General features: G+C 51.1%; 14 protein-coding genes. 7 read left to right on the forward strand and 7 right to left on the reverse strand.

Annotation, left to right across the window (positions count from 1 at the left end):
* Positions 1 to 4: 4 nt before the first annotated feature.
* Both KTO58_RS11375 and KTO58_RS11380 read right to left on the reverse strand, forming a co-directional pair.
* Positions 5 to 5,908: an Ig-like domain-containing protein gene (locus KTO58_RS11375; protein WP_095839242.1), complete on the reverse strand. Its 5,904-nt coding sequence runs from the start codon at positions 5,906 to 5,908 to the stop codon at positions 5 to 7.
* Between the two features lie 255 nt (positions 5,909 to 6,163).
* Positions 6,164 to 7,435, reverse strand: a complete 1,272-nt coding sequence (locus KTO58_RS11380) for a TCR/Tet family MFS transporter (RefSeq protein WP_095839241.1) — start codon at positions 7,433 to 7,435, stop codon at positions 6,164 to 6,166.
* 422 nt (positions 7,436 to 7,857) lie between these two features.
* On the opposite strand from KTO58_RS11380, the gene KTO58_RS11385 reads away from it, so the two are divergent.
* From KTO58_RS11385 to KTO58_RS11400, 4 genes are all read left to right on the forward strand, one after another.
* Positions 7,858 to 8,598 (forward strand): GntR family transcriptional regulator, encoded by a 741-nt coding sequence (locus KTO58_RS11385; RefSeq protein WP_095841603.1) that lies wholly within the window; start codon positions 7,858 to 7,860, stop codon positions 8,596 to 8,598.
* A 53-nt stretch (positions 8,599 to 8,651) separates the two neighbouring features.
* Entirely contained in the window at positions 8,652 to 11,966 is a 3,315-nt protein-coding gene (locus tag KTO58_RS11390; protein ID WP_225860199.1) for a glycoside hydrolase family 38 N-terminal domain-containing protein, read from the forward strand.
* Between the two features lie 63 nt (positions 11,967 to 12,029).
* Positions 12,030 to 12,743: an HAD family hydrolase gene (locus tag KTO58_RS11395; protein WP_095839240.1), complete on the forward strand. Its 714-nt coding sequence runs from the start codon at positions 12,030 to 12,032 to the stop codon at positions 12,741 to 12,743.
* Positions 12,743 to 13,843 carry a DNA alkylation repair protein gene (locus KTO58_RS11400; RefSeq protein ID WP_095839239.1) on the forward strand — a complete coding sequence of 367 codons (1,101 nt, stop codon included), beginning with the start codon at positions 12,743 to 12,745 and terminating at the stop codon, positions 13,841 to 13,843. The genes KTO58_RS11395 and KTO58_RS11400 overlap by 1 nt, the downstream gene beginning before the upstream one ends.
* Positions 13,844 to 13,848: 5 nt before the next feature.
* On the opposite strand, the gene KTO58_RS11405 is transcribed toward KTO58_RS11400, so the two are convergent.
* Complete coding sequence (locus tag KTO58_RS11405) at positions 13,849 to 16,044, reverse strand: outer membrane beta-barrel family protein (protein WP_095839238.1); 2,196 nt, start codon at positions 16,042 to 16,044, stop codon at positions 13,849 to 13,851.
* Between the two features lie 218 nt (positions 16,045 to 16,262).
* Here KTO58_RS11405 and KTO58_RS11410 point away from each other — a divergent pair, with 218 nt between their 5' ends.
* On the forward strand, positions 16,263 to 17,300 hold the full coding sequence (locus KTO58_RS11410; RefSeq protein ID WP_095839237.1) for a sensor histidine kinase: 1,038 nt from the start codon (positions 16,263 to 16,265) through the stop codon (positions 17,298 to 17,300).
* Between the two features lie 9 nt (positions 17,301 to 17,309).
* The gene (locus tag KTO58_RS11415) at positions 17,310 to 18,014 is read left to right on the forward strand and encodes a LytR/AlgR family response regulator transcription factor (protein WP_095839236.1); all 705 of its coding nucleotides are present in this window, start codon (positions 17,310 to 17,312) and stop codon (positions 18,012 to 18,014) included.
* Between the two features lie 8 nt (positions 18,015 to 18,022).
* Here KTO58_RS11415 and KTO58_RS11420 read toward each other — a convergent pair whose 3' ends face one another.
* On the reverse strand, positions 18,023 to 18,502 hold the full coding sequence (locus tag KTO58_RS11420; RefSeq protein WP_095839235.1) for an Lrp/AsnC family transcriptional regulator: 480 nt from the start codon (positions 18,500 to 18,502) through the stop codon (positions 18,023 to 18,025).
* 169 nt (positions 18,503 to 18,671) lie between these two features.
* Between KTO58_RS11420 and KTO58_RS11425 the strand changes: the two genes are divergently transcribed.
* Complete coding sequence (locus KTO58_RS11425) at positions 18,672 to 19,811, forward strand: histidine decarboxylase (protein WP_095839234.1); 1,140 nt, start codon at positions 18,672 to 18,674, stop codon at positions 19,809 to 19,811.
* A 10-nt stretch (positions 19,812 to 19,821) separates the two neighbouring features.
* On the opposite strand, the gene KTO58_RS11430 is transcribed toward KTO58_RS11425, so the two are convergent.
* The 3 genes from KTO58_RS11430 to KTO58_RS11440 form a co-directional block, all read right to left on the reverse strand.
* A complete protein-coding gene (locus tag KTO58_RS11430; protein WP_095839233.1) occupies positions 19,822 to 20,574 on the reverse strand; it encodes an SDR family oxidoreductase in 753 nt (250 codons plus the stop codon).
* 94 nt (positions 20,575 to 20,668) lie between these two features.
* Positions 20,669 to 21,127 carry a GNAT family N-acetyltransferase gene (locus tag KTO58_RS11435; RefSeq protein WP_225860200.1) on the reverse strand — a complete coding sequence of 153 codons (459 nt, stop codon included), beginning with the start codon at positions 21,125 to 21,127 and terminating at the stop codon, positions 20,669 to 20,671.
* A gap of 297 nt (positions 21,128 to 21,424) precedes the next feature.
* Positions 21,425 to 22,744, reverse strand: a complete 1,320-nt coding sequence (locus KTO58_RS11440) for an OmpA family protein (protein WP_095839232.1) — start codon at positions 22,742 to 22,744, stop codon at positions 21,425 to 21,427.
* Positions 22,745 to 22,746: the final 2 nt, after the last annotated feature.

A 22,746-nucleotide genomic window follows, 5' to 3' on the forward strand; every position in this document is an offset into this window, starting at 1 on the left:
ATGATTAGAATAAGGTAACGTTACCTTTATAAGTATAAGGGATACCATTTTCGCAGATCACTTCTACCGTGTATACGTATACGCCGGTATCTGCCGGTTTACCATTGACCAGACCATTCCAGCCATGCTCTGTGCTATTGGGCGGGAAGTTGGTACGTTCGAACACTATTTTACCCCAGCGATTGAATACGCGGAAAGATTTCACGGTGGAGATACCTGTGGACCTCACCATAAATATCCTGTTCTCCGGTACATTACCATTTGGTGCGAATGCGTTAGGGATGAATACCTGCGAGTTCTGACAAAGTGTTTTGATACATATTTGATCGGAGCTGCTACATCCATATATGTTAGTGACTTTGACGGTGTAGCAGATATCGTTCTTCACGGTGGTGATCACGGAGGCGCAGTTGGCGTCTTTGCACTCTATGTCTTTTGCGGGCGTCCAGGTATAGTTCCTGATCGGCATTATGTTGGGTGAGGTTGCGTTGGTGATCACGGGGGATAAGGTCATTTTATATCCGGTGGGCAGGTTGAGTGTCTGCTCGGCGAATTGTACGACGGGGTACCCTCCTACCTGTATCAAGGTATCTGTTGAGACGCTGCAACCTGTCTGTGGTGAGGTGACGGTGACAGTATAAATGCCTCCATCTTCTATCCTGACCTTGTTGATCTGCACTTGAGGTGTGTTTGTTGGCAGCCCGGCGCCGGGACCTTTCCATAAGTATTGTAATGTACCATTTCCGGGTATGGCGCTGAAAGCCTGTAAGGAGAGATTGTCTCCTACGCAGAGGGGGGTACGGGTAGAGATGACTGGTTTGGAAGGCGCTTGTTGCACTTTGACTTCGAGGCTGGTTGCCTGGGAGATACAGTTGTTTTGTATCGCGTAAACGGCGTAGGTACCGGCATCTGCTAGTTTGACAGACGGGAAGGTGACTACGGTATTACGAATGGTGTCGGGTAAGGGGCCGAATGCCGGCCCGGCCCATACATAGGCGATATTACCCGCTTGGCCGCTGGTGGCGGAGAGTGCGGTCAATGTGAGCGGCATTCCTGTACAAAGCGGCGGGTTGTAGCCGGTTACAGGTGCTGCCGGCGGAGTAGGATCTTTTAGCGTGAATACATCTGGTATCTGCTGAGAGGCGCAAGGACCATTTGTTTCTACATAGAAGTCAGTATAGGTGCCTGCAGTCAGCGACAAGGTCACTTCTCCTGCTGCGTTAGTGATGCCGGAGAAGGTACGGGCTACCTGCAAGCGTTTGAAGTGTACGGTGACTGGTGTATTGGGCAGGGCACCGTTGTTCAGATCTCTCAGTGTGAGGGTGATGGAGCCGGAAGGTATGCCACAAGCGGAAGGATGTTTGAAAGCGGTGGCGACGATCTTCGCGGTAGGGTGAACGACGGCGCGTATCTGTGATCTTGGGCTTTCGCAGCCATAACTGTTGGTCTGGCTGGCGTAGTATATGTATTGGGTTGCCTGTGTGGTATTGATCACCGGGGCTGTGCTCAGCGGTTGCTGTGCGGCGTCGTACCAGTTGATGGTGGTACCTGGCAGCGGTGTAAAGGATAAGGGCGCTGGCGTAGTACCCATACAGCGATCCACGGTTATAGCGGCTGGTGCAGGCGTTACCGGTTTGACGACCAGGGTCAGGTCAAACGGTGTTCCTGCGCACGGGTTCTTTACCGGATTCGTGGGGATGACTCTGACGGTGAGTGTCTGGCTGGTGGTACCAGTATTGGTGTACGACAGTGACAGTACCGGGTTGGGACCGGTGAGCGAGCCGGCGGTCAAGCCGTTCATATTGGCCGGTAACGGTGCTGTCAGGGACCAGGTATAGGTGGTATTTGCGATCGTAGAAGCAGGCAGGTAAGTGGCTGTTTCTCCGGAGCAGATGGACTGGTTAGCGACCGGGAATGTCAGTACAGGCTTTGCCGTTATTTCTACGGTGGTGGTGATCTGGAAGCCAGGGCAAGGCAGTGAAGGGCTGATCGTATACGTTACGGTATAGCTACCCGGTGTGCTTGTGGCCGGATTGATCGCACCTGTAGCTGCGTTGATGGTAAGGCCGGCAGGGGCCGTAAAGGCGCCTCCGCCGGTACCTGTGAGTGATACTGGTTGCGGCGTATTAATAGCATTACAGTAAGGGGACGCCGGATAGCTGATGGCTGCAACCGGTGCATCCATGACGGTAACGGTGGTGGTTGTATTGTAATCGGCGCAGCCCCCTGTGCCCGTTACGGTATAGCCGACAGTATATACGCCCGGTATGGCGCCGGCGGGGTTGATCTGGCCGGTGGCGGGATCTATCGGCAAGCCGGTAGCCGGTGTGATGGCATAGGTCCCTCCTATTGTGCCGGTATGTGTTACTGCTACCGGCGGGTTAGGATTAGCCGGTGTGTTAGGCATGTTACATACGATGGCTGGCTGATAGGCTATTGTGGCAGTCGGCGCTTGTGTGATGGTGACTGTCGTTGTCGTTTCAAATTCGTTACAAGGCGGATTGGCGGTGATCTTATAGGTCACGGTATAGGTGCCAGGAGTACTTGCTGACGGGTTGATCGCGCCGGTATTTGCATTGATGGCGAGGCCGGCAGGCGCAGTAAATGACCCTCCGCTGGTACCGGTGAGCGACACCGGTTGTGGTGTGTTAAGTGTATTACAATATGGTGATGCCGGGTAGCGGATAGTAGCTGTGGGAGCCGCTATCACGGTAACGGTGGTGGTCGTATTAAAGTTGGCGCAGCCTCCTGTACCCGTTACGGTATACCCGATGGTATATACGCCTGGTATGGCGCCGGCGGGATTGATCTGGCCGGTGGCGGGATCTATAGGCAACCCGTTAGCCGGTACGATGATATAAGATCCACCGGTGGTACCGGTAAATGTTACGGCTACCGGCAGATTGGGCGTGGATGGCGTATTAGCGGTATTACACAAGATAGCAGGCTGGTAGGCAATAGTAGCTGTCGCTGCTTTTGTTACGGTGACGGTCGTTGTTGTTTCGAATTCTTTACAAGGCGGATTGGCTGCGATTTTATAGGTCACGGTATAGGTGCCAGGTGTGCTGGTACCCGGTGTGATGGTGCCGGTAGCCGGATCGATAGTCAATCCGGAGGTACTGCTGAAGACGCCGCCGCGGGTACCGGTGATGTTGACCAGGGTCAATGCATCGGCGGTACAGATGGCGGGATAGCTGATGCTGGCGATGGGGGTGGCAGTGATGGTGATCGTTGTAGTGGCGGTCACGTTGGCGCAGCCACCGGTTCCTTTCACAGTATAAGCGATCGTGTAAACTGCTGGCGGTGCACCTGCAGGATCTATCTCACCGGTGGTGGGGTTTATCGTCAGGCCGGCCGGCGTGACGGAGTAGATACCACCGCTTACCCCTGTTTGGGTGATGGTTACCGGCGGGTTGATATTGGGAGACGCATTACACAATACTGCCGGCTGGTAGGCGATGCCTGCTTCCGGTGCTTTTGTGATGGTCACGGTGGCATCGGTAGTGAATCCCGGGCAAGGTGCTGATGCGGCGATGGTATATTTTACGGTATAGGTACCAGGTGTACTGGTACGGGGTGTGATGGTACCGGTAGCTGGGTCGATGGACAGTCCCGGGGTGCTGCTAAAGGTCCCTCCGCTAGTGCCTGTAAACGTAACGGTGGCGGGAGGATCGGCGGTACAAAGGTCCTTGTAGGCGACTGTTGCTTTGGGCATGCCATTGATCCGGATGGTTGTGGTCGCGGTGACATCGGGGCATCCACCTGTGCCGGTCATTTTATAGCTGATCGTATAGTTGCCCGGTGTTGCATCGGCAGGATCGATGGCACCTGTTGTCAGGTCGATTTTTAATCCAGCCGGGGAGATGGAGAAGGTTCCCCCCTGTGTACCTGTGATGGTAACTGGTACTATGGGATTGGGTGTATTTGGCGTATTCGTTACGTTACAGAATGTGGTAGCCGGATAGTTGATAATGGCTGCCGGCGGGGCGGTTACGATCACATCGATAGGTACCCGCTGGCTTTCGCCACAGCCGGTACTTTGGCTCACGTAATAGGTGGTGGTGCCCGGTGTTGCGGTAGGTGGAACCGGCGCGGTTGTGCTACCCGGAACGCCGGTAGCAGCGGTGTACCATAAGAGGCCGTTGCCTGTTGCGGTCAACGCGGTTGCTCTTGCGTTCTGGCAATATCTGATAGGGGAAGTGACTACGGGTGCTACGGGCAGATTGTTGACCGTAACGGTGAGCGCTGCACGCTGGCCTTCGCAGCCATCTACTGTCTGGCTGACATAGTAAGTAATCGTTCCAGCGGTAGTGGTAGAAGGCGTAGGTGCTGTGGGACTTCCTGTTCCGCCAGCATTAGCATTATACCACAGCAGGCCCGATCCGGTTGCTGTGAGCGGGGTGGCGACCTGATTCAGGCATAAGTTCAACGGCGCAGTACGTGGCGCTTGTGGGCGAGGTTTGATGATCACATCAATCGGCACCTTATTGCTTTCACAATGATTGGGTAATGTCTGGCTGACATAGAAGGTGAAAGTACCTGCTGTACTGGTAGACGGTGTAGGAGCGCCTGTCAGCAGGTTACCCCGGCTGTCATACCATTTGAGACCCTGCCCGGTAGCTGTGAGTTGTGCTGCCGGATCATTCAAGCAATAGCTTACCGGCGAGGTAACGGTAGGATCGGGAGAAATGGGATTGACGGTGACTTGTTTCTGGATGAGGTTATTCCCGCAGGTCAAGTTGGATGCTGTGAGTGTTACGGTATAGATACCAGGGGCGGTGTACTTGTGACAGGGATTTTCAGCAGTAGAGGTCCCTCCATCGCCAAAGTCCCAGGTAAAGTCGGTAAATGTCTCACAGTTGTTACCACTGGAACCATTTATTGTTAGGTTGTTAAAACAGACATTTGCATTTATACAAGGCGTAGTTGGAGAAAAGCTGAAGTTAGCCTGGGGCTTTTTCCTGATGATGATCTGATTAAGTGTATACTTAGTTGTAAAACATCCGTTGATAACATACAAGGTTGCCGTATAATCGGTTCTGGGACAGGAAGAGGAAACATACTGGTGAGATAAACGATGTACGGTATTGCCTGCATTCAGCGGATGAGGCAACACGGCAAAAGGTGTACCATCACCGAAATCAATTTCATATCGTGTTCCGGGGGTATTATTAAACCAGTTACCGATCTGAAATTCCACATCGGCAGGTGCGCATAGTCCGGTCGTTGGATTTGTTGTAGTAAAACTCGCCAGCGGGTTTTGTCCATTATAGAACTGATAAGTAACCTTTCTGGTACAGCCATTTTGCGGGGCGATGGTTAATGTGATGGTGAAATATCCTTGCCTTGTATAGATATGCGTAGTGGTTGTATTGGCCGGCCAATCCATCTGAGAGAATGTGGACGTCCCATCTCCCCAGTCAATGGTATAATTATTTCCTGTGCCATTGACCGTTGAAGCATTCGTGACAGTTATTTCGTAACTGGCAGTGGGGCTACAATTGGTAAATCCCCGTTTGTCGGTCAGCAGGGGTCGGGGTGCGGGAGTAATATTAATGCTGGTGCTAGTTTGCGTGTTACCACCAGGCGTTTCTACATGAATGGGTGCTGTTACCGCGACGTCTGGAACAATTACGATAATGGTATTCGGATCGGGGACCTGAATATTGGTGGCTGGATATTGTCCAAAATAGACCTTTGTCTGTCCTGCTACGAAATCAGTTCCTTTGATCGTGACAGGGTATCCCTGGCAGACCGGATCGGGTGAAAAGCTAGTGATCACCGGTGAGGCCGGAGGTGTTTGAGCGAAGCTGTTTTGGGCGATCGCCAACAGCAGTAGTATTGCATTAAATAAAACAGACAGACGTATTTTATTGGAGTGCAAACACGAACATACAGATAAACGCATAGGGATAATGTCTATTCCATTAGGGATCGACGCAAAAATAGCAACAATATTTTGATTCTGCTGTAAATGTTGGCTGGTGGGGATGAGGGATAGCGGGGATGAGGGATAGCGGAGGTGAGGAATGGTGGAGATGAGGAATGGTGGAGATGAGGATGAGGACTGATGGGGTGGTGAATGTTGGAAATGAGGGATGGTGGGGATGTCCGTGTTATTGTGCAGCGGGGTAATATGCCGCAGTGCGGCCGGCGGCAGCAACTATATGTTGCTACTGCCGGTGCTACCGCTGATGACATCTGCCAGTTCGGGATGGTCTTTTTTCTCTCTGCTTAATACTTTGTGGGTGATAATGATGCTGAGCAGCATGCATACGGCTCCTATGAGGAAGTGTATACCTGGGAAGTGTATGGGTGCTCTTGCGGAGGTGAAGTAGGCGAAGGTGCCATTCATGATGAGCGGGCCGATGATGGTGGTAAAGCTCATGAGGCTGGTGAGTGCTCCTTGCAGTTCGCCCTGTTGATTGGGCGGTACGTGGCCTGCGATCACCGATTGCAGTGAAGGGCCGCAGATACCACCCAGGCAATACGGTACGAGGAACGCGAACATCATCCAGCTTTGTGTGGCGAAGGCGAATAATGTGAGGCCGAGGGTATATAGTGCGAGGCCGAGGTAGATACTTTTTTCGTTGCCGATCTTAGGGTTCACGACGCGGGTGAGGCCGGCCTGTACGGCACCTACCAGTACGCCAACCACGGCGAGGGAGATGCCCACCATTTTTTCAGACCAGTTGAAGCGGTAGATGGTGAAGAAGTTCCAGTTGCCTTGTACGGCCTGTGCGCCCAGGTAGATGAGAAAGAAGCTCAATGCGAGGCCACCCAGTTCGGGGTGTCTGGTGAGGAATTTGAGAGAGCCGAATGGGTTGGCTCTTTTCCAGTCAAAAGGTCTGCGATTTTCTTTAGACAGGGATTCTGGCAGGAAGAAGTATCCGTAGAGGCAGTTGAGTAAGCAAAGTGCGGCGGCGGCGTAAAAGGGAGCACGCAGGCCCCAGCTGGCGAGCAGGGCGCCCAGGGCGGGTCCGAGTACAAAGCCCAGGCCGAAGGCGGCGCCTATCATACCGAAGTTTTTGGCACGGGAGGTTTCGTCGGTGCTTACATCGGCGATGTAGGCGGAGGCGGTGGTGAAGCTGGCACCGGTGATGCCTGCGACAATACGGCCCAGGAAGAGCCAGCCATATGCCGGGGCGAGTGCCAATATGATGTAGTCTATTCCGAAGCCCAGGAGTGACAACAGCAATACGGGACGGCGGCCGTATCTGTCGCTGAGATTACCGATGACCGGGGAGAACAGGAATTGTGTGATCGCGAAAACGGAGAGCAGGATAGCGCCGTAGGTACTGGCTTCATTTACCGGAATATGTTTCAATTCTGCGATAAGATCTGCCATTACCGGAATGATCAGCCCCCACCCCATGATATCGATCAATAAAGTAACGAATATAAAGCCGATAGCTGCCTTATTGGATTTGTGCATAATTATGAGTTGATTGAATAAATGTCAATAGTTCCGTAGGGTTTCTGAAAATGTATAGCGTCATTTTTCTTTCTCTGGCCAAAGGTATCTCCGTTCTATCCGAGTATGAATAGTGATCCGGTCAGTACCCTGGTTATGCCGGTGAAAGCCCTTAAAATACCGGTTAGTTTTCTTCACAATTGACTTGCATGTATCCCGATGTAAAAGTATTTATTCTGTTACAAAGAAAAGGGTTAGTAACAGACAAATAACGGGGGTGTTTGCGACATTTTCTCTTGATGTTGGTCGATCACGGTACGTCGGGAATAATTTACGGTAATCCGCTTTTTTTATGTGTTTTGCAAAGATAGGTGATCCTGTAAAAAATCTCCACTTATCAAAATCTCTTTTTTCTTTTCGCAAAAAGTGATATGTTTGAACATATGAACAATATACCATTACTGGATCATGATAGTAAAACGCCGTTGCATCAGCAGGCGGAGGATGTGTTGCGTGGTCTGATACGGGATAAACATTTCCGTGAGGGGGATACTTTTCCTAAGGAGACGGACCTGGCGAAGCGATGGGGTATTTCCCGTAATACGTTGCGGCAGGCTATTGCCAACCTGGTGAAGGACGGTTTGCTGGAGCGGAAGAAAAGGACTGGGACGACGGTGCGGAAGAAAAAGATCACGACGGATCTTGGTAGCTGGGTGAGTTTTACGCACGAGATGGAGGACAAGGGTATTCCATTTAAGGACCTGCGGCATGCGGTATCGGTGGTGAAGGCTGGACAGGAAGTAGCGAAGCGGCTGGAGATCGAGCCCCAGCGTGCTGTGGTGCGGCTGGAGCGGGTACGTAGTACGGGTAGGAAGCCGATGGTATACTTTGAGTCTTACTTTCATCCGAGGGTGGGATTGACGGGGCAGGAGGATTTCAGGGGGCCGCTGTATGAGCTGCTGGACGAGCAGTTTCATATGGTGCCGGTGTATTCTCAGGAGGAGATCCGGGCGATTGTTGCCAGCAAGCAGGTGGCTGCTTTATTGCAGGTGCCGGTGGGATCGGCGATACTGGAGCGGCGGCGGGTGGTATTGGATGCCGGCAGGAAGCCGATCGAGTATAATATCTGTTATTATCGTAGTGACTGGTTTACGTACAGTATTGAGCTGAAGCGACCCAGTTAGATCAGCCCGCTAAAATTCCAATCTGTTATAGCTAAAATTCCAAAACGTTATATATGAAGAGCTTTTTCATGGCCATGCTATGTACGGTAGCCTGCGTACCAGCTATTGCCCAAAGGTCTGTACCCTACCTGGGTAAGATCAACTGGATCAACGGATATGCGAAGGAGTTGTCCGGGGAAACGATCCGATATTATTCAGCTTATCCGGACTATGCTACTACTGCTTTATTGACACGCGCTACTGACGGTAAGAAAACGATTGTCTGGCAGACGGACAAGGTGCCTGCGGATATCAAGGGGCCTTATGTTTATTTCAGCTGGGTGGCGGCGCATTCTTCTGCTACGAATAGTGGCGAACGTCATTTTGATCTGTATGTGGATGATGAGAAGCTATTGACCTTTACGACATTGCCCGGTAATAAGGTACCTACCTGGACTGTCGGGACGGCTGACAGCAGCAGGCTGGTGTTTGAGCAGATACGCCAGGACGGTGCGCGGGATGCGCACGGGATGGCCTTTCTGCGGTTGCCGCGGAGCCGGGTACGTGCTGGTCAGCCGGTGACGTTGAAGGTGGTGGGACAGGCGCAGCGTAGTAATGACTGGTATATGACCTTTAAGTTCACGTTTGAGGAGAAGATCGATGCGACGGCTCCTCCCTTTCTGTTACGCGGCGGCAAGCAACCTGTTACGCTGACGGCGTTACACTTTGGTCTTCCCCGGTCGCTGACGGTAGATGCCGGCCGGTATGGTACTTTCTCTTTCCCGGTGCAGGAAGGCATTAATACGATGGACATCCCTGTTACTGCGGTGCAACAGAAAGACAGTATCCGGCTGAAGGTGATGGACGGGAAGCGGGTGTTGTCTGACCGGTATGTGACGTTGACGCCGGTGATTCCGCGGGAGCTGCATTTTATTCATCACTCGCACACTGACATTGGTTATTCTCATTTGCAGCCGGAGGTGTTGCAGATACACCTGCGTAATATTGACGATGCTTTACGGATGATTGAGGCTACGCGTAGTTATCCGCCGGAGGCACGTTTCAAGTGGAACATAGAATCGTTGTGGGTGGTGGAGCATTATTTGAAACAGGCCAGTCCTGCGAAGAAGGCGGCTTTTGTGGCCGCGGTAAAGGAAGGCAGTATCTGTTTGTCTGCTTTATATGCCAATATGCTGACGGGGCTTAGTCTGCCGGAGGAGTTATTTCATTACACTGATTATGCGGCGCAGCTACGTAAGGAGTATGGGTTTACTATTCCCAGTGCCATGATCTCTGATGTGCCTGGTTATACTTGGACGACGGTGACGGCGTTGGCGAAGGGCGGGGTGAAATATTTTTCCAGCGGTCCTAATTACCTGGGAGAGGGACATCCTAACCTGGGTGACCGTGTGGGGCATTTTGTAAGGCATTGGGGGGATAAACCGGCCTGGTGGGTGTCTCCTTCCGGTGAGGAAAAGATATTGCTCTGGACGGCCGGGAAGGGATATTCTTCCTGGCACGGTACGGCGCCCGGCGCTGTCTTTGAGCGCGGCAAGCAGCATATTGCTTTGTACCTGCAATCGCTCGCAGATTCCAGTTATCCTTATGAGATGGTGCAATGGCGGTATAATGTGGTAGCGGATAATGGGCCTATTGATACGGCGGTATCTCGGTTTGTGAAGGAGTGGAATGAGCGGTACCAGTCGCCGAGGATTGTATTGAATACGACGGACCAGTTGTTTGCCGCTTTTGAGCAACGTTACGGTAAGCAGTTGCCGGTGGTAAAAGGGGATATAACACCATATTGGGAAGACGGTGCGGGATCGACGGCGCAGGAAGAGGGAGAGAACAGGCGTACCAGTCTGCAATTGCAGCAGTTGACCAATGCCTATGCTATATTGGGAGCGACGCGTTATGATGCGCAGCGGTTTTACGAAGCGTGGACGAATGTATTGTTGTTTCATGAGCATACGTGGGGAGCGCATAACAGTATCAGTCAGCCGGAAGTACCTTTTGTGACGGAGCAGTGGCGTATTAAGCGGCAGTTCATGCAGGATGCGCGTACGCAGGCGGAGGGGTTATCGGCGGCTTTGTTGCAGCCTATTACGGACAGTGGATCGCGCAGGATCGTGGTGGTGAATACGTTGTCGCGGGAACGTAGCGGGCCGGTGCGAATCGCGATGGCCGGTAAGTCGGTGAAGGACGCACAAGGGCGGCGGTATCCGTTGCAGGCATTGCGGGATGGCGGGTATGTATTTGTGGCGAAGGATGTTCCTGCCTTGGGTACGGCGGAGTACGAGGTATCTGATGTGGCGGTGCGGGCTAGGGAGGCGGCGACGCTACATGGCTCTGTGCTTAGCAACCAGCAGGTGCAGGTGGGCTGGGATACTATACACGGCAGTATCACGCAGTTGAGCCAGGTGAGTGGGCGTAATTATGCCGGTCAGTTCCGGGAGCAGGGGTTGAACAGTTATTGGTATGTGCCCGGATTAGACCCGGCGCAGGCCAGGTCCAATGAGGCGGTGCGGACTACTATTATAGACCGAGGGCCTGTTGTGACGACGGTATCGCTCAGTGGTGGTGCACCCGGTACTAAACAATTAGAAAGACGGTTGTCGTTGTATGCAGGATCGGATATGGTGTTGTTGGAGAATGTGATTGACAAGCAGGCGATACGGGAGAAGGAAGCGGTACATTTCGGGTTTCCATTTGATGTACCTGCGGGGGCGGCGACGTTGGATGCGGGGTATGGTACGCTGCGTTATGTGGCGGATCAGTTACCCGGTTCGAATATGGACTTTTTGTATGGCCGTCGTTGGATGGATGTATCAGCCGGTGGCGGTGGTGTGCAATGGTTGTTGCTGGAGGCGCCGATGGTGGAGCCCGGGCAGATGACGGATGAGCGACGGGTAGTAGTGCAAAGTCACCGGTTATGGCGGACGGCAGGGGGCCCCACATCGACCTGGTTCAGCTATGTGATGAATAACTATTGGCATACCAATTATAAAGCGGATCAGTCGGGTGTTAGCCGTTATCATTATGCCCTGCGGCCGCACCGCGAGAATGACGGTGCTGCGATGGAGCAGGCGGCGGCTGATTTTACGCAACCACTGCTGGCTATCCCGGTGAGAGCCGGTGTGCAGTTGCCCCGCAGTTTGTTCCGGTTGAGTAATCCGTCGTTGACGGTGACCAGCGTTACACCGCAGGCGGGAGGGCGATACGTGGTGCGGGTATTCAACCCACAGGCGGAGGCGCAGCAGACGCGTATTGAATGGGGAAGTTTGCACCCCGGGCGTATGGTGCGGGCAGGTGACGGGCAAGCCTTCTCTCCTACTGATATGATACAGTTGGCTGGTATGGGCGTAGCAGAATATGAACTTTTGCCTTAGCCGGGACGAATGTCCCGGGGTAGCATTTGTTTTTCGCTAACTTAGCCCTTCTAATACAGCCAGATGAAAGATATCAAGACTATAGCATTTGATGCAGACGACACTTTGTGGGTGAACGAGCCTTATTTCCGTGAGGCGGAGTTACAGTTTGCCGGATTACTGGAGGATTATGTATCTCACCATGCGGCCTCCCAGGAATTGTTTAAAACGGAGATGGAGCGATTGTCGCTGTATGGATATGGTGTGAAGGGGTTTATGTTGTGTATGATAGAAACTATTCTGCGGGTCACGGATCACCGGGCGCCGGCGGTGATGATACAGCAAGCGATCAATTACGGGCAGGACTTGCTGCACCGGCCTATTGAATTGCTGGACGGTGTGGAGGAGGTATTGCAGGCGTTGAGCGGGAAGTACCGGCTGGTGGTGGCGACGAAAGGCGATCTGCTGGACCAGGAGCGTAAGCTGAACAAGTCCGGGTTGGCGCATTATTTCCACCATATTGAGATCATGAGTGACAAAAAGGAGAAGGACTATCGCAAGTTGTTGAAACATCTTGACTGTGCTCCTGCATCTTTCCTGATGATCGGGAATTCTCTTAAGTCGGATGTGATGCCTGTGCTGGATATTGGCGGTCATGCGTTCCATATTCCATATCATACTACCTGGGCGCATGAAGAGGTGAGTCATGAGGTAACGGGCGACAACCTGTATACTTTTGAGGATATCCGTTCTATATTGCCGAAACTACTCGAAGCTACTACTGATACGTCACATTAATGGAGCCATTGAAAGAAATGTATAACCGCTCGTTTTACGAGCGGTTATCTAAGTTATTACAGCCGCTGGTGCCTGGGTTCAGGCCAGCGGCCTTTTTGGGTGATATACATACGGATGCTTTTGCCGATATGGAGTTGAAGGAGCGGATGCGGCATACGACGAAGGTATTGCATGGGTATCTGCCTGGTGATTTCGGAGTGACGATGCAGGTATTCGACCAGTTGATTGCATCGATCCGGGCGGCTGGTTCCGGCAATAGTTTTGCGTTTATGTTCCTGCCGGATTATATCGAGGTGTATGGTATTGAGGAGTATGCGTTGTCTGTTGCGGCGATAGAGCGGGTGACGCAGTTTATCAGCTGTGAGTTTGCCGTACGACCGTTCCTGTTGAAATACGGGCTGACGATGGTGGAGCAGCTGATCTCCTGGTCCAGGCATCCGCATTATGCGGTGCGGCGATTGTCCAGCGAAGGGTTGCGGCCGCGGTTGCCCTGGGGGCTGGCGGTGCCTTATCTGAAGGCAGACCCCAGCGTACTGTTTCCCATGTTGGAGCAGTTGAAACATGATCCGCATGAGTGGGTGCGAAAGAGTGTAGCCAATCATATCAATGATATTGCGAAGGATCACCCGGCTGTGGTGGTGGACATTGCGAAGCGCTGGCTGGGACATAGTAAAGAGACGGATGCGATTGTGAAACATGCCTGCCGAACGCTGTTCAAACAAGGGCATCCGGAGATACTGGCGTTATATAAGCTGGACAGTCAGCATATCCGCGTGGAGGCGTTGTCTTTGCAAAAGCCAACCGTGAAGGTAGGCGGTGCATTGACTTTTGCTTTCGACATCCGTAATCAGCATGCAGACGCGCAGGAGATACGGATAGAGTATGCTGTTTATTTTCTACGTAATAATGGTACCCTGTATAAGAAGGTCTTTAAGATCAGTGAGCGTATCCTGGAGGGGCAGGAAGTATTGTCAATGACGAAACAACATTCCTTTAAACCTATTACGACGCGTACGTATTACCCCGGTGTGCACCAGGTGTCGGTAATCATCAACGGTAAGGAGATGGATATTGCGACCTTTGAGTTGACGGCCGGATAGGTTGCTTATTGTATTTCTGTTTTGGTATCATCTATCTGCACTCCTTTTTTGCGGGAAGTATTTTCTTTCAGGCGGCCGAAGTTGTAGCGTAAGCTAACGGATACGGCCTGCATGGGCCTGTTCAGTATGATTTGCTGGCTGCTGCCCGGCGCCTGGAAGGTATTTTTCATTTGCCAGTATTTATTGAAAATGTTGAGGCCTGCCAGTGTGAAGAGCAGTTTTCTTTTGAGGAGCCAGTAGCCGCCGCCGAGGTTGTAGAAGAGGTAGTCGCCGTTCTGTCCCTGTAGTTGTACGGGCGGGCGAGTGTAGGCGATATTACTAAAGCACATCCATTTGTCTGTGGGTGTATAACTGAGCGATGTATTGATCCCCCCAAACCAGCCTTCATTTCTTTGTTGCGCATCGCTATTGTTGCGGATGCTGCTATAGTTCAGATTCAGATTTAACGACGCATCGCATTTAGGGAACGGTTTCACGGAGACAAATCCGCTAAAGCCGACTGTTTTGCTGGTACCTGCATTTTCGTAGGTCTGGTAGCTTACGCCATTGTGTTCATCCAAGCGGAGTACGCGCTGGATGCCATGATCCAGGAAGGAGGTATTTATTGCGATATTCCAGGCGACGTTATTGTTAGAGGCGTTGAAGGCAGCTTCGATATTGTCGGCGAATTCCGGTGTCAGTGTGGGGTTGCCGGAGGTGATATATAGGGGATCGCGGTTGTCGGTGTAGGGATTGAGGAAGGCGACGCCGGGGCGTACTAATCTCCTGTTATAAGCCAATGTGAGGCGTTGGCCTTCTTTCCCTGATCTGCTCAAGGAGGCAGCGGGCAGCAGGGACCAGTAGTTTTGTGTAGCGGTTGTATGGCTGTTGGCGAAGTCGCCATTGACGGTGGTATGTTCGAGCCGGGCGCTGAGGGAGGAGGTAAAACCATGGGGCCATTTGTGTGTCCATACGGAGTAGGCACCTGTTACCCGCTGTGTGTAGTCCAGTGCATCGTTGTTGGCCGGATCGACATTGTAGGGCATTGTTTTATCTGAGCGGCTTCTGCCGGTGTAGGTGGCCTCTACCTGTCTTTGTATGAAGCGGGCTCCCAGTTCCAGTTTATCCATTGGTGTTAGCGGGTGGGTATAATCGACCTGTACGGAGGTTTGCATGTTTTTGGTGCGGAAGTCATTGAGCAGGAAGCGATCGGGGGAGACGGTATTATATTGTTCGCTGAAGGTGTTGCCGGACTGCCGGTTGAATTGCCGGTTGATGCCGAGGGATAGCTGGCGGTCTTTTTGTTGGAAGCGGCGGGTGTAATCGGCGCCCCACTCTCCTGCCGGTGCGTCGGCACGATCGCCGGTATGGAAGGTGCTGTATTGCAAAAGTTGTCCTTGTGTACCGGTGGTGGTGAATTTACTTTGCAGGTCGTTTGTTTTGCCGCTGGCGGCGAGGCGGCCATAGATGCTGATACTTTGGAGGCTATCGAGGTCGCAGGACAGTTCGACATTGGCCCCCCACATGTAGCCGGTGGCATGGGCGGTATCTGTGGCTGTTCTGCTGGCAAAGGATGCAGCAGGAGGCTGGGCTTTATATTGCTGGCTACCATGGGTATCGAAGCCGATATTTTTGGCCAGGTAGGCGAAGGAGGTGACGCCTATTTTCCCATATTTGAGATTGAAGCTGGTATTGGGGTTTATTTGGCCGATGGTATTATAGTTGCATGCGGAAGAGCCGTTGTAGCCCGTTACTTTCTTTTTGGTGATGATGTTAATGATACCGGTGATTCCTTCTCCTTCGTATTTGGCGGAGGGGCTGGTGATCACTTCGATGCGGGCGATGGTGCTGGCTGGAAATGCTTTCAGTACTTCTCCCGGTTGATTAGCGAACATGGAAGTTTGTTTGCCGTTGAGAAGTATCTGGTAGGTATTTTGTCCTTTGAGTTGTATGCCACCGTTGCCATCGACGGTGATCATGGGTACTTTGGCGAGGGCTTCGGCGGCGGAGAGGCCGGTGAGTGAAACATCGTTTTCGACATTATAGCTGATCTTATCATCGGCGGTGGTGATGAGTGGTTTGTTGCCTTTGATGGTGATGGCGGTGAGCTGTTGGGTGGTAGTGGTCAGCGACGGTTTTTTTGCCGGAGCTGTTATTGGTTGCTGGGCGAGGAGCTGTCCTGTTGCCAGGAGGGCTGTCAGTAGTTGAAAGAGTAGACGCATAGATCCGTGTTATGGTGCAAAGCTATGCCTGTGGCCGGTCTTGGTCGCGGATATTCTGCAAACGCCGTTTCCTGTACGGCGAACGTGAAGCGGTTATTTCAGGGGTGGGCGGGGGTGGTTATGATTGGCCGGATACCCGGGCCTGTTTGCCGGATGAAAAGTGGCGTTTGCAGTAAAAGGGGGGGCAGGCGGCAATTTTTATTTACTTTGGCGGTACGATGAAACGTAAGGCACTTATAGGCGTACACATTATATTCTGGTTTTACCTGATGATCGTGGTACAGGTGATGAACGATCTGGCATATAAGCATCAGTTCATTGTGTTATCGCGGTTTACTTCTCCATTGTTCCTCAGTAATGTGTTTATATTCGGGCTTATCTTTTATGTGAACTACTTTGTGACGCTGCCGGCTTTTTTCAAGCGGCGGTGGTTTTTGATGATCGTGTTATCGTGGTTGTTGTTTGGGATGGCATATGTAGGTTTACGTTTTGGGATACAGGAGTATCTTTTTCTTAAATACCTTGGCATTTGCAATTACTGTGAAAGTGCTTATGGCCAGGAGTGGGGTATTTATGTGGTGAACAATTTCCTTCAGTCGGTCAGTCAGCTGCTATTGCCCGGTACTATTATCTGGTTTATTGATCATTGGTTGCGAGCAGAGAAGCAGCAGCTGGCATTGCAGCAGGAGAAGGTGAATGCGGAGCGTGCGTTGTTGCAGTCGCAGATCAGTCCTCACTTTTTGTTCAACAGTCTGAACAACATCTATTCGATGGTGTATCATCAATCGGAGAATTCGTTGCCGGCGATACAGAAGTTGTCTGGTATTATGCGGTATATGATGACGGAGAGCAGTGCTACTGAGATATTGTTGAGTAAGGAGATCGATTATTTACGCGACTATATTGCCCTGCAGCAGTACCGTAGCCGGCGTACGTCGGTGCAGTTTATATTGGAGGGTGATGCTGCCGGCAAACAGATTGCGCCATTGCTGCTGATCTCTTTTGTGGAGAATGCGTTTAAACACGGTGTCAGTACGGACCCGGAGCATCCGGTGGAGATAACGATGGGAATTGATACGGATGGGCTGGTATTTTCTGTGCGGAATAAGATCAACCGAAGTAATAAGGATGTGACATCGGGCATCGGATTAAAAAATGTGAAGAGCCGGCTGGCATTGCAGTATGCGGACCGGTATGCATTGGATATACAGGAGAAAGAAAATACATTTACGATACGCCTGCAACTGGCGATATGATATTGGGTTATGATAAGATGTTTGCTGGTAGACGATGAACCCTGGGCGCTGGAGTTACTGGCGAGTTACCTGCAGAAGGTACCCGGGTTGACATTGGTGGCGGCCTGTGACCTGCCACTGGAAGCGTTACGTTTTGCTACGCCGGAGCATACGGACCTGATCTTTCTGGATATCCAGATGCCTGAGTTGGACGGTTTGCAGTTTATGCAGGCGATCGACCATCAGTGTAAGGTGGTCATTACCTCTGCGTATACGGAGTATGCGATCCATGGATATGAGCATAATGTGGTGGATTACCTGGTGAAGCCGATAGCTTTCGAGCGATTTTACAAGGCGGTGCAGAAGGCCAGTTCATTATTGGCCCCTGCGACGACTGCTGCTGTGGCCCCTACCCCACCCTTACCACATATTTTTATCAAAACGGATAACAAGCTGGTGAAGGTGCGATATGATGAGATATTGTACCTGGAGGGTGCGCGGGATTATGTGTTGATCCATACGACGAAGGATAAGTTGATCACGCTGGACAGTCTGCGTAATTTGGAGGAGTTGTTGCCTAAACATTTATTTACGCGTATACACAAGTCATATGTGGTTGCGATTGACAAGGTGGATGCGGTGGAGAAGAACCGTATTGTGATCGGCGCTGATTACCTACCGATCGGTGAGCGCCACCGGGCGGCATTTATGGCATCGCTGAACCGGAACAACTGAGCGGGTGATTATACTGCCGTTGAAGTTAATGCGAATACGGTGGTATGTTTTACTTCGGTGAGTACAAAGGCGCTATGTACCTGACCTATGTTTTCGATCGCTGCCAGTTTGTTGGTGAGGAAGTGCTGATAGCTTTGCATGTCATCTATAACAACTTTGAGCAGATAGTCGTAGTTACCTGCTACGTGGTAACATTCCATTACTTCTTCCATGCGGGCGATAGCCGCTTCAAATTTCCTGATCAATGTTTGTGCGTGTAGCTGAAGGGATACGTTACAGTATGCCATCAGGCCTTTGCCTACTTTATCGCCATGGAGGAGGGTGACGTAACTTTTGATGACGCCGCTTTTTTCGATCTTTTTGAGTCGTTCATAGGTGGGTGTTACGGAGAGTCCTATACGATGTGCGATCTCTTTGGTATTGAGGCGGGCATCTTTTTGCAGGACGTCTAATATTTTCCGATCTGTTTTATCCAATGTGATTGTCATAGTTTTTATTTACTATTTAGCCAGTTACTTTACCGTAAATTCAGTAAAAATAAGCTGCGATCTTTCCAAAAATAGTCTATATTTTCTTATTTACTCATCTATACAGTTCTCAATAACTACAATTATTACATTCGCAGTATATTATTTCGTAAGCCACCTGTAATTCATTATGAGAAAGCGAGATCAGTCATTGTCAGCCGCCGATCAGGCGACGCTGGATGCTATGCATACGCGTGTACAAACCTGTACCCGGGATTTCCTGGGATATCCGGTATCGAAAGATTTCAACTATGATGCGTTATTGCCATTTCTGCAATATCCCTTGAACAATTTGGGTGATCCCTTTGTGCCCTCGACATATGCGGTGGGGTCGCGGGATATGGAGCAATATGTGGTGTCGTTCTTTGCGGATCTGTTCCGGGCGCCGGAGGATGACTGGTGGGGGTATGTTACCAACGGGGGTTCTGAAGGCAACCTGTATGGGTTGTACCTGGCGCGGGAGTTGTTTCCGAAGGGGATGGTATATTATTCTGAGGCTACACATTACAGTGTGCAGAAGAACCTGCATTTGCTGAATATGCCCGGTATTATTATCCGGACGTTGAAGAATGGGGAGATCGATTATGAGGACCTGGAGCATACGATACGGTTGAACCGTCATTTGCCGGTGATTATCCTGGCGAATATCGGGACGACGATGACGGAGGCGCGGGATGATGTGCAGCGGATCAAGGGTATTTTGAAGCGGCTGGCTATTCATCATCATTATATTCATGCGGACGGTGCATTGTCGGGTAGTTACAGTGCATTTCTTGATCCTCGTCCTGCTTTTGATTTTGAGGACGGTGTGGATAGTATTGCTATCAGCGGGCATAAGTTCATTGGTTCTCCTATTCCCTGTGGTGTGGTGGTGGTCCGTAAGGGGCATCGGGACCGTATTGCGCGGTCGGTGGCCTATATTGGCAGTATGGATACGACGATCACGGGTTCGCGGAACGGGCATAGTCCGTTGTTCCTGTGGTATGCGTTGAAGGTGTTGGGTGTGGAGGGGTTACGGGAGCGGGCGATGCATAGTTTGGCAACGGCGGCTTATGCGGAGCAGCGGTTGCAGGAGATGGGGATTGCTGCCTGGCGTAATCCGGCGGCAATTACGGTGTTGTTTCCTGATCCGCCGGCGATGATCCGCAGGAAGTGGCAGCTGGCCGCTGAGCAGGGGCAATCGCATCTTATTTGTATGCCTAATGTTACCCGTGCGCAGATCGATGCTTTTGCATCGGAGTTGGCCGCTGCCCTGTTGGTGACAGTGTAATACTTCTTTTTTATTTGGCAACGGACAGGCCGCCATCTACTATGATTTCTGCGCCATGGATGTAGGTAGCGGCTGTGGAGGCGAGGAACAGTGCGGTGGCAGCTATTTCTTCCGGTGTGCCGAGGCGTTTGAACGGCAAGGTGGTTACGATACCGGCGACGGCATCGTTGATCTGTTCGGGAGAGAGGCCGGTGTTGTTAAAGATATTTGTTTTGATATGTCCGGGGCTGATGCCATTGACGCGGATGCCTTTGGCGGTGCATTCTGCCGAGAAGGTTTTGATGAATGAACTTACGGCAGCTTTGGCGGCGGAATATACAGAAAAGTTTTCCATGCCGAAGGCGGTCACGAAGGAGGTATTGAGTATGATTGCGCCCCCTTCTTTCATGAGCGGGAGTATTTGTTGTACGGTGAAGAAGGTACCTTTTACGTGCATGTTGAACAGTTCGTCGAAGAAGGCTTCGTCAACGGCTTCTATGGGAGCGAACCTGCCATATCCTGCGTTGGCGAAGAGCACATCAATGCTATCTGTATGTTGTCTGACTGCGTCTTGTAAGGCCAGCATATCTTTCATATTACCAGCATTGGAAGCGAAGCCTGTTGCGTTGAGGCCTAACTGACGTACGGCATTGTCTACACGCTCCTGGTTTCTGCCGGTGATGATCACTTTTGCTCCTTCCTTAATAAATGCCATTGCGGTAGCGAATCCCATTCCATTTGTGCCACCGGTGATGAGGGCGACTTTATTGTTAAATCTTTCCACTTGTTTATCTGTTAATGTGAGCTACAAAGTTTGGGAAAGTCGTATTGGCATAAAACCCGAAACTTGCGGAATGTGGGATATGTGTTACCGGCGGTTAGAGGTGTCGTTTCATGCCTTCGTGGCTGGCGATGAATCCGAGGTTTTCATAAAATTTAATTGCTTCTGCGCGGCGTTTGTCGCTGGTGAGTTGGACGGTATGTGCACCTCTTTCTCTGGCGCGGTGGAAGGTCCATTCGAATAGTTTGTGGCCGATACCGGCGCCTCGGCGATCTGCTCTTACCCTGACGGCTTCTATCTGTGCCCGTGTACTACCCTGGTTAGAGAGAGAAGGGATGAAGGTAAGCTGCAGGGTACCGATCACTTGCTTTTCGGCATCTTCTACGACGATCAGTTCCTGGTTCTTGTCGCTGTTGATCTGTTCGAAAGCGTCGTAGTAGCTATGAGGAAGTGGTTCCTGAAATTTTTCCCGGGCGGCGCCCAATTTATCATCGGCCAGCATGCTGATGATGGCGGGTAGGTCATTTTTTGTAGCACGTCTGAAATGCAGTTCCATGGATTCTGTCATTTATTAGATATAAATGTAGTGTATTAGTTAATGGTAAACAGATTATAGTTAGGGGTCGCTTATAGCCTGGTTATACAAATGATACAGGAATGATACAGGAGAGCTATAGGAAAGGTGGAGGTGAGTACCTAAATAGATCATTTCCTGTGAATTAAACAGTATTATTTTTCATACATAATATCATTATCAAGGAATTATGTGTACATACTATGCGGTAATACGGGTAAAAAAGAGACCTTACCGATGATGGTGTCAAGGGTAAGGTCTTTTTATGCGGAGGTGTTATTATAGTTTGATGAATTCTACGCGGCGGTTATTGGCTTTACCGATTTCGGTCGTGTTGTCGGCGATGGGTTGTGTTTTGCCTTTGCCGGAGGTTTCCATTCTGCCTGTTTCGATACTGAAGTTAGTGATGAGGGCAGTTTTAACGGCGGCGGCTCTCTTTTTTGACAGTTCGAGGTTGAGCTGGTCGTTGCCATCGGCATCGGTATGGCCGATGATGTTGACGCGGATGCCGGCATTTTCTTTTAATACGGCGGCGATCTCTTTGAGTGCGCCATATGATTCGGGCTGTATCTCGTCGCTATTGGAGGCGAAGAGGATGCCATGGGTGGTGAACTTGCCTTCGGTGATCAGTTTGTTGCGGATATCGGGGGCACCTACTGCGAGGCGGATATTGCCGATATAGAAGGTACCACCGGCTTGTCCGTATTCCGGTGCGTAGGCATTGAAGAACAAGGTATTTAATACGGTTGCGGCATCCAGAGCTCTTGGCAGGTCGAATATTTTGGTATCGTCCAGATACAATCGGATGCGTTGTTTCTGGCGCCAGATGGAGAGTTTTACACTATTTTTCTTCGGTACATTAAAGGCCGGTGTACCATTGATGGAGTTGCCGCCGATAACATTTGTCGAATAGCGGAGGACACCTTCACCGGAGGATACCGGCGTCAGTTCTACTCTGAAGCCGGGGGTGCTGCCTGCGTCGCCATGTCCGGCGGCGTAGTATTTATCATCTGTTTTGCCGATCTGCATGAAGCCGACGGTGATGGAGGCGATGGTCGGTATTTCGTTGTTGGCCATGATATCGGCCTGCAAGGTGAAATTGTCCGGTAGGTTGCCGGTGAGGTATTCGGGGAAGAACACGCCTGCTTGTTTGATGGCGAGCCATTTACCCGGCCGGTTGTTTACGGTTACCAGTTCTGCGCCGGAGTGGGTATCCCATTTGGCCGGGAATTCGCCGATCACATCCTGGTTAAAATTTTCTTCCATGATGATCTTATCTCCCGGTACGAAATCGAAACGGGAGTAGGAGGTGATGTTGGTGCTGACCGCCGGTTTGTTAGTGACCGGGACAGATGTGTTGATGGTAGTGGATGTATTGACGGAGGCATCAGGTGTATTAATGCCAACACCTGTCTGGTCGGTGCCAACAGGTGTTGTTTTCTTTTTAGGCTCGGTGGCCTTTTCGATCGTTTTATCAACAGCCTGATCTACTTTTTCATTGACTTTGTCTTTTACTTTGTTTTTAATGCGATCGAATAATTGCGCGTGGGCGCTGTTTACAAAGGAACAGACCATCGCGGCAATGATTAGCTTTTTCATAC

Origin of the sequence: Chitinophaga pendula, from assembly GCF_020386615.1 — a bacterium.
Lineage (GTDB): Bacteria > Bacteroidota > Bacteroidia > Chitinophagales > Chitinophagaceae > Chitinophaga > Chitinophaga pendula.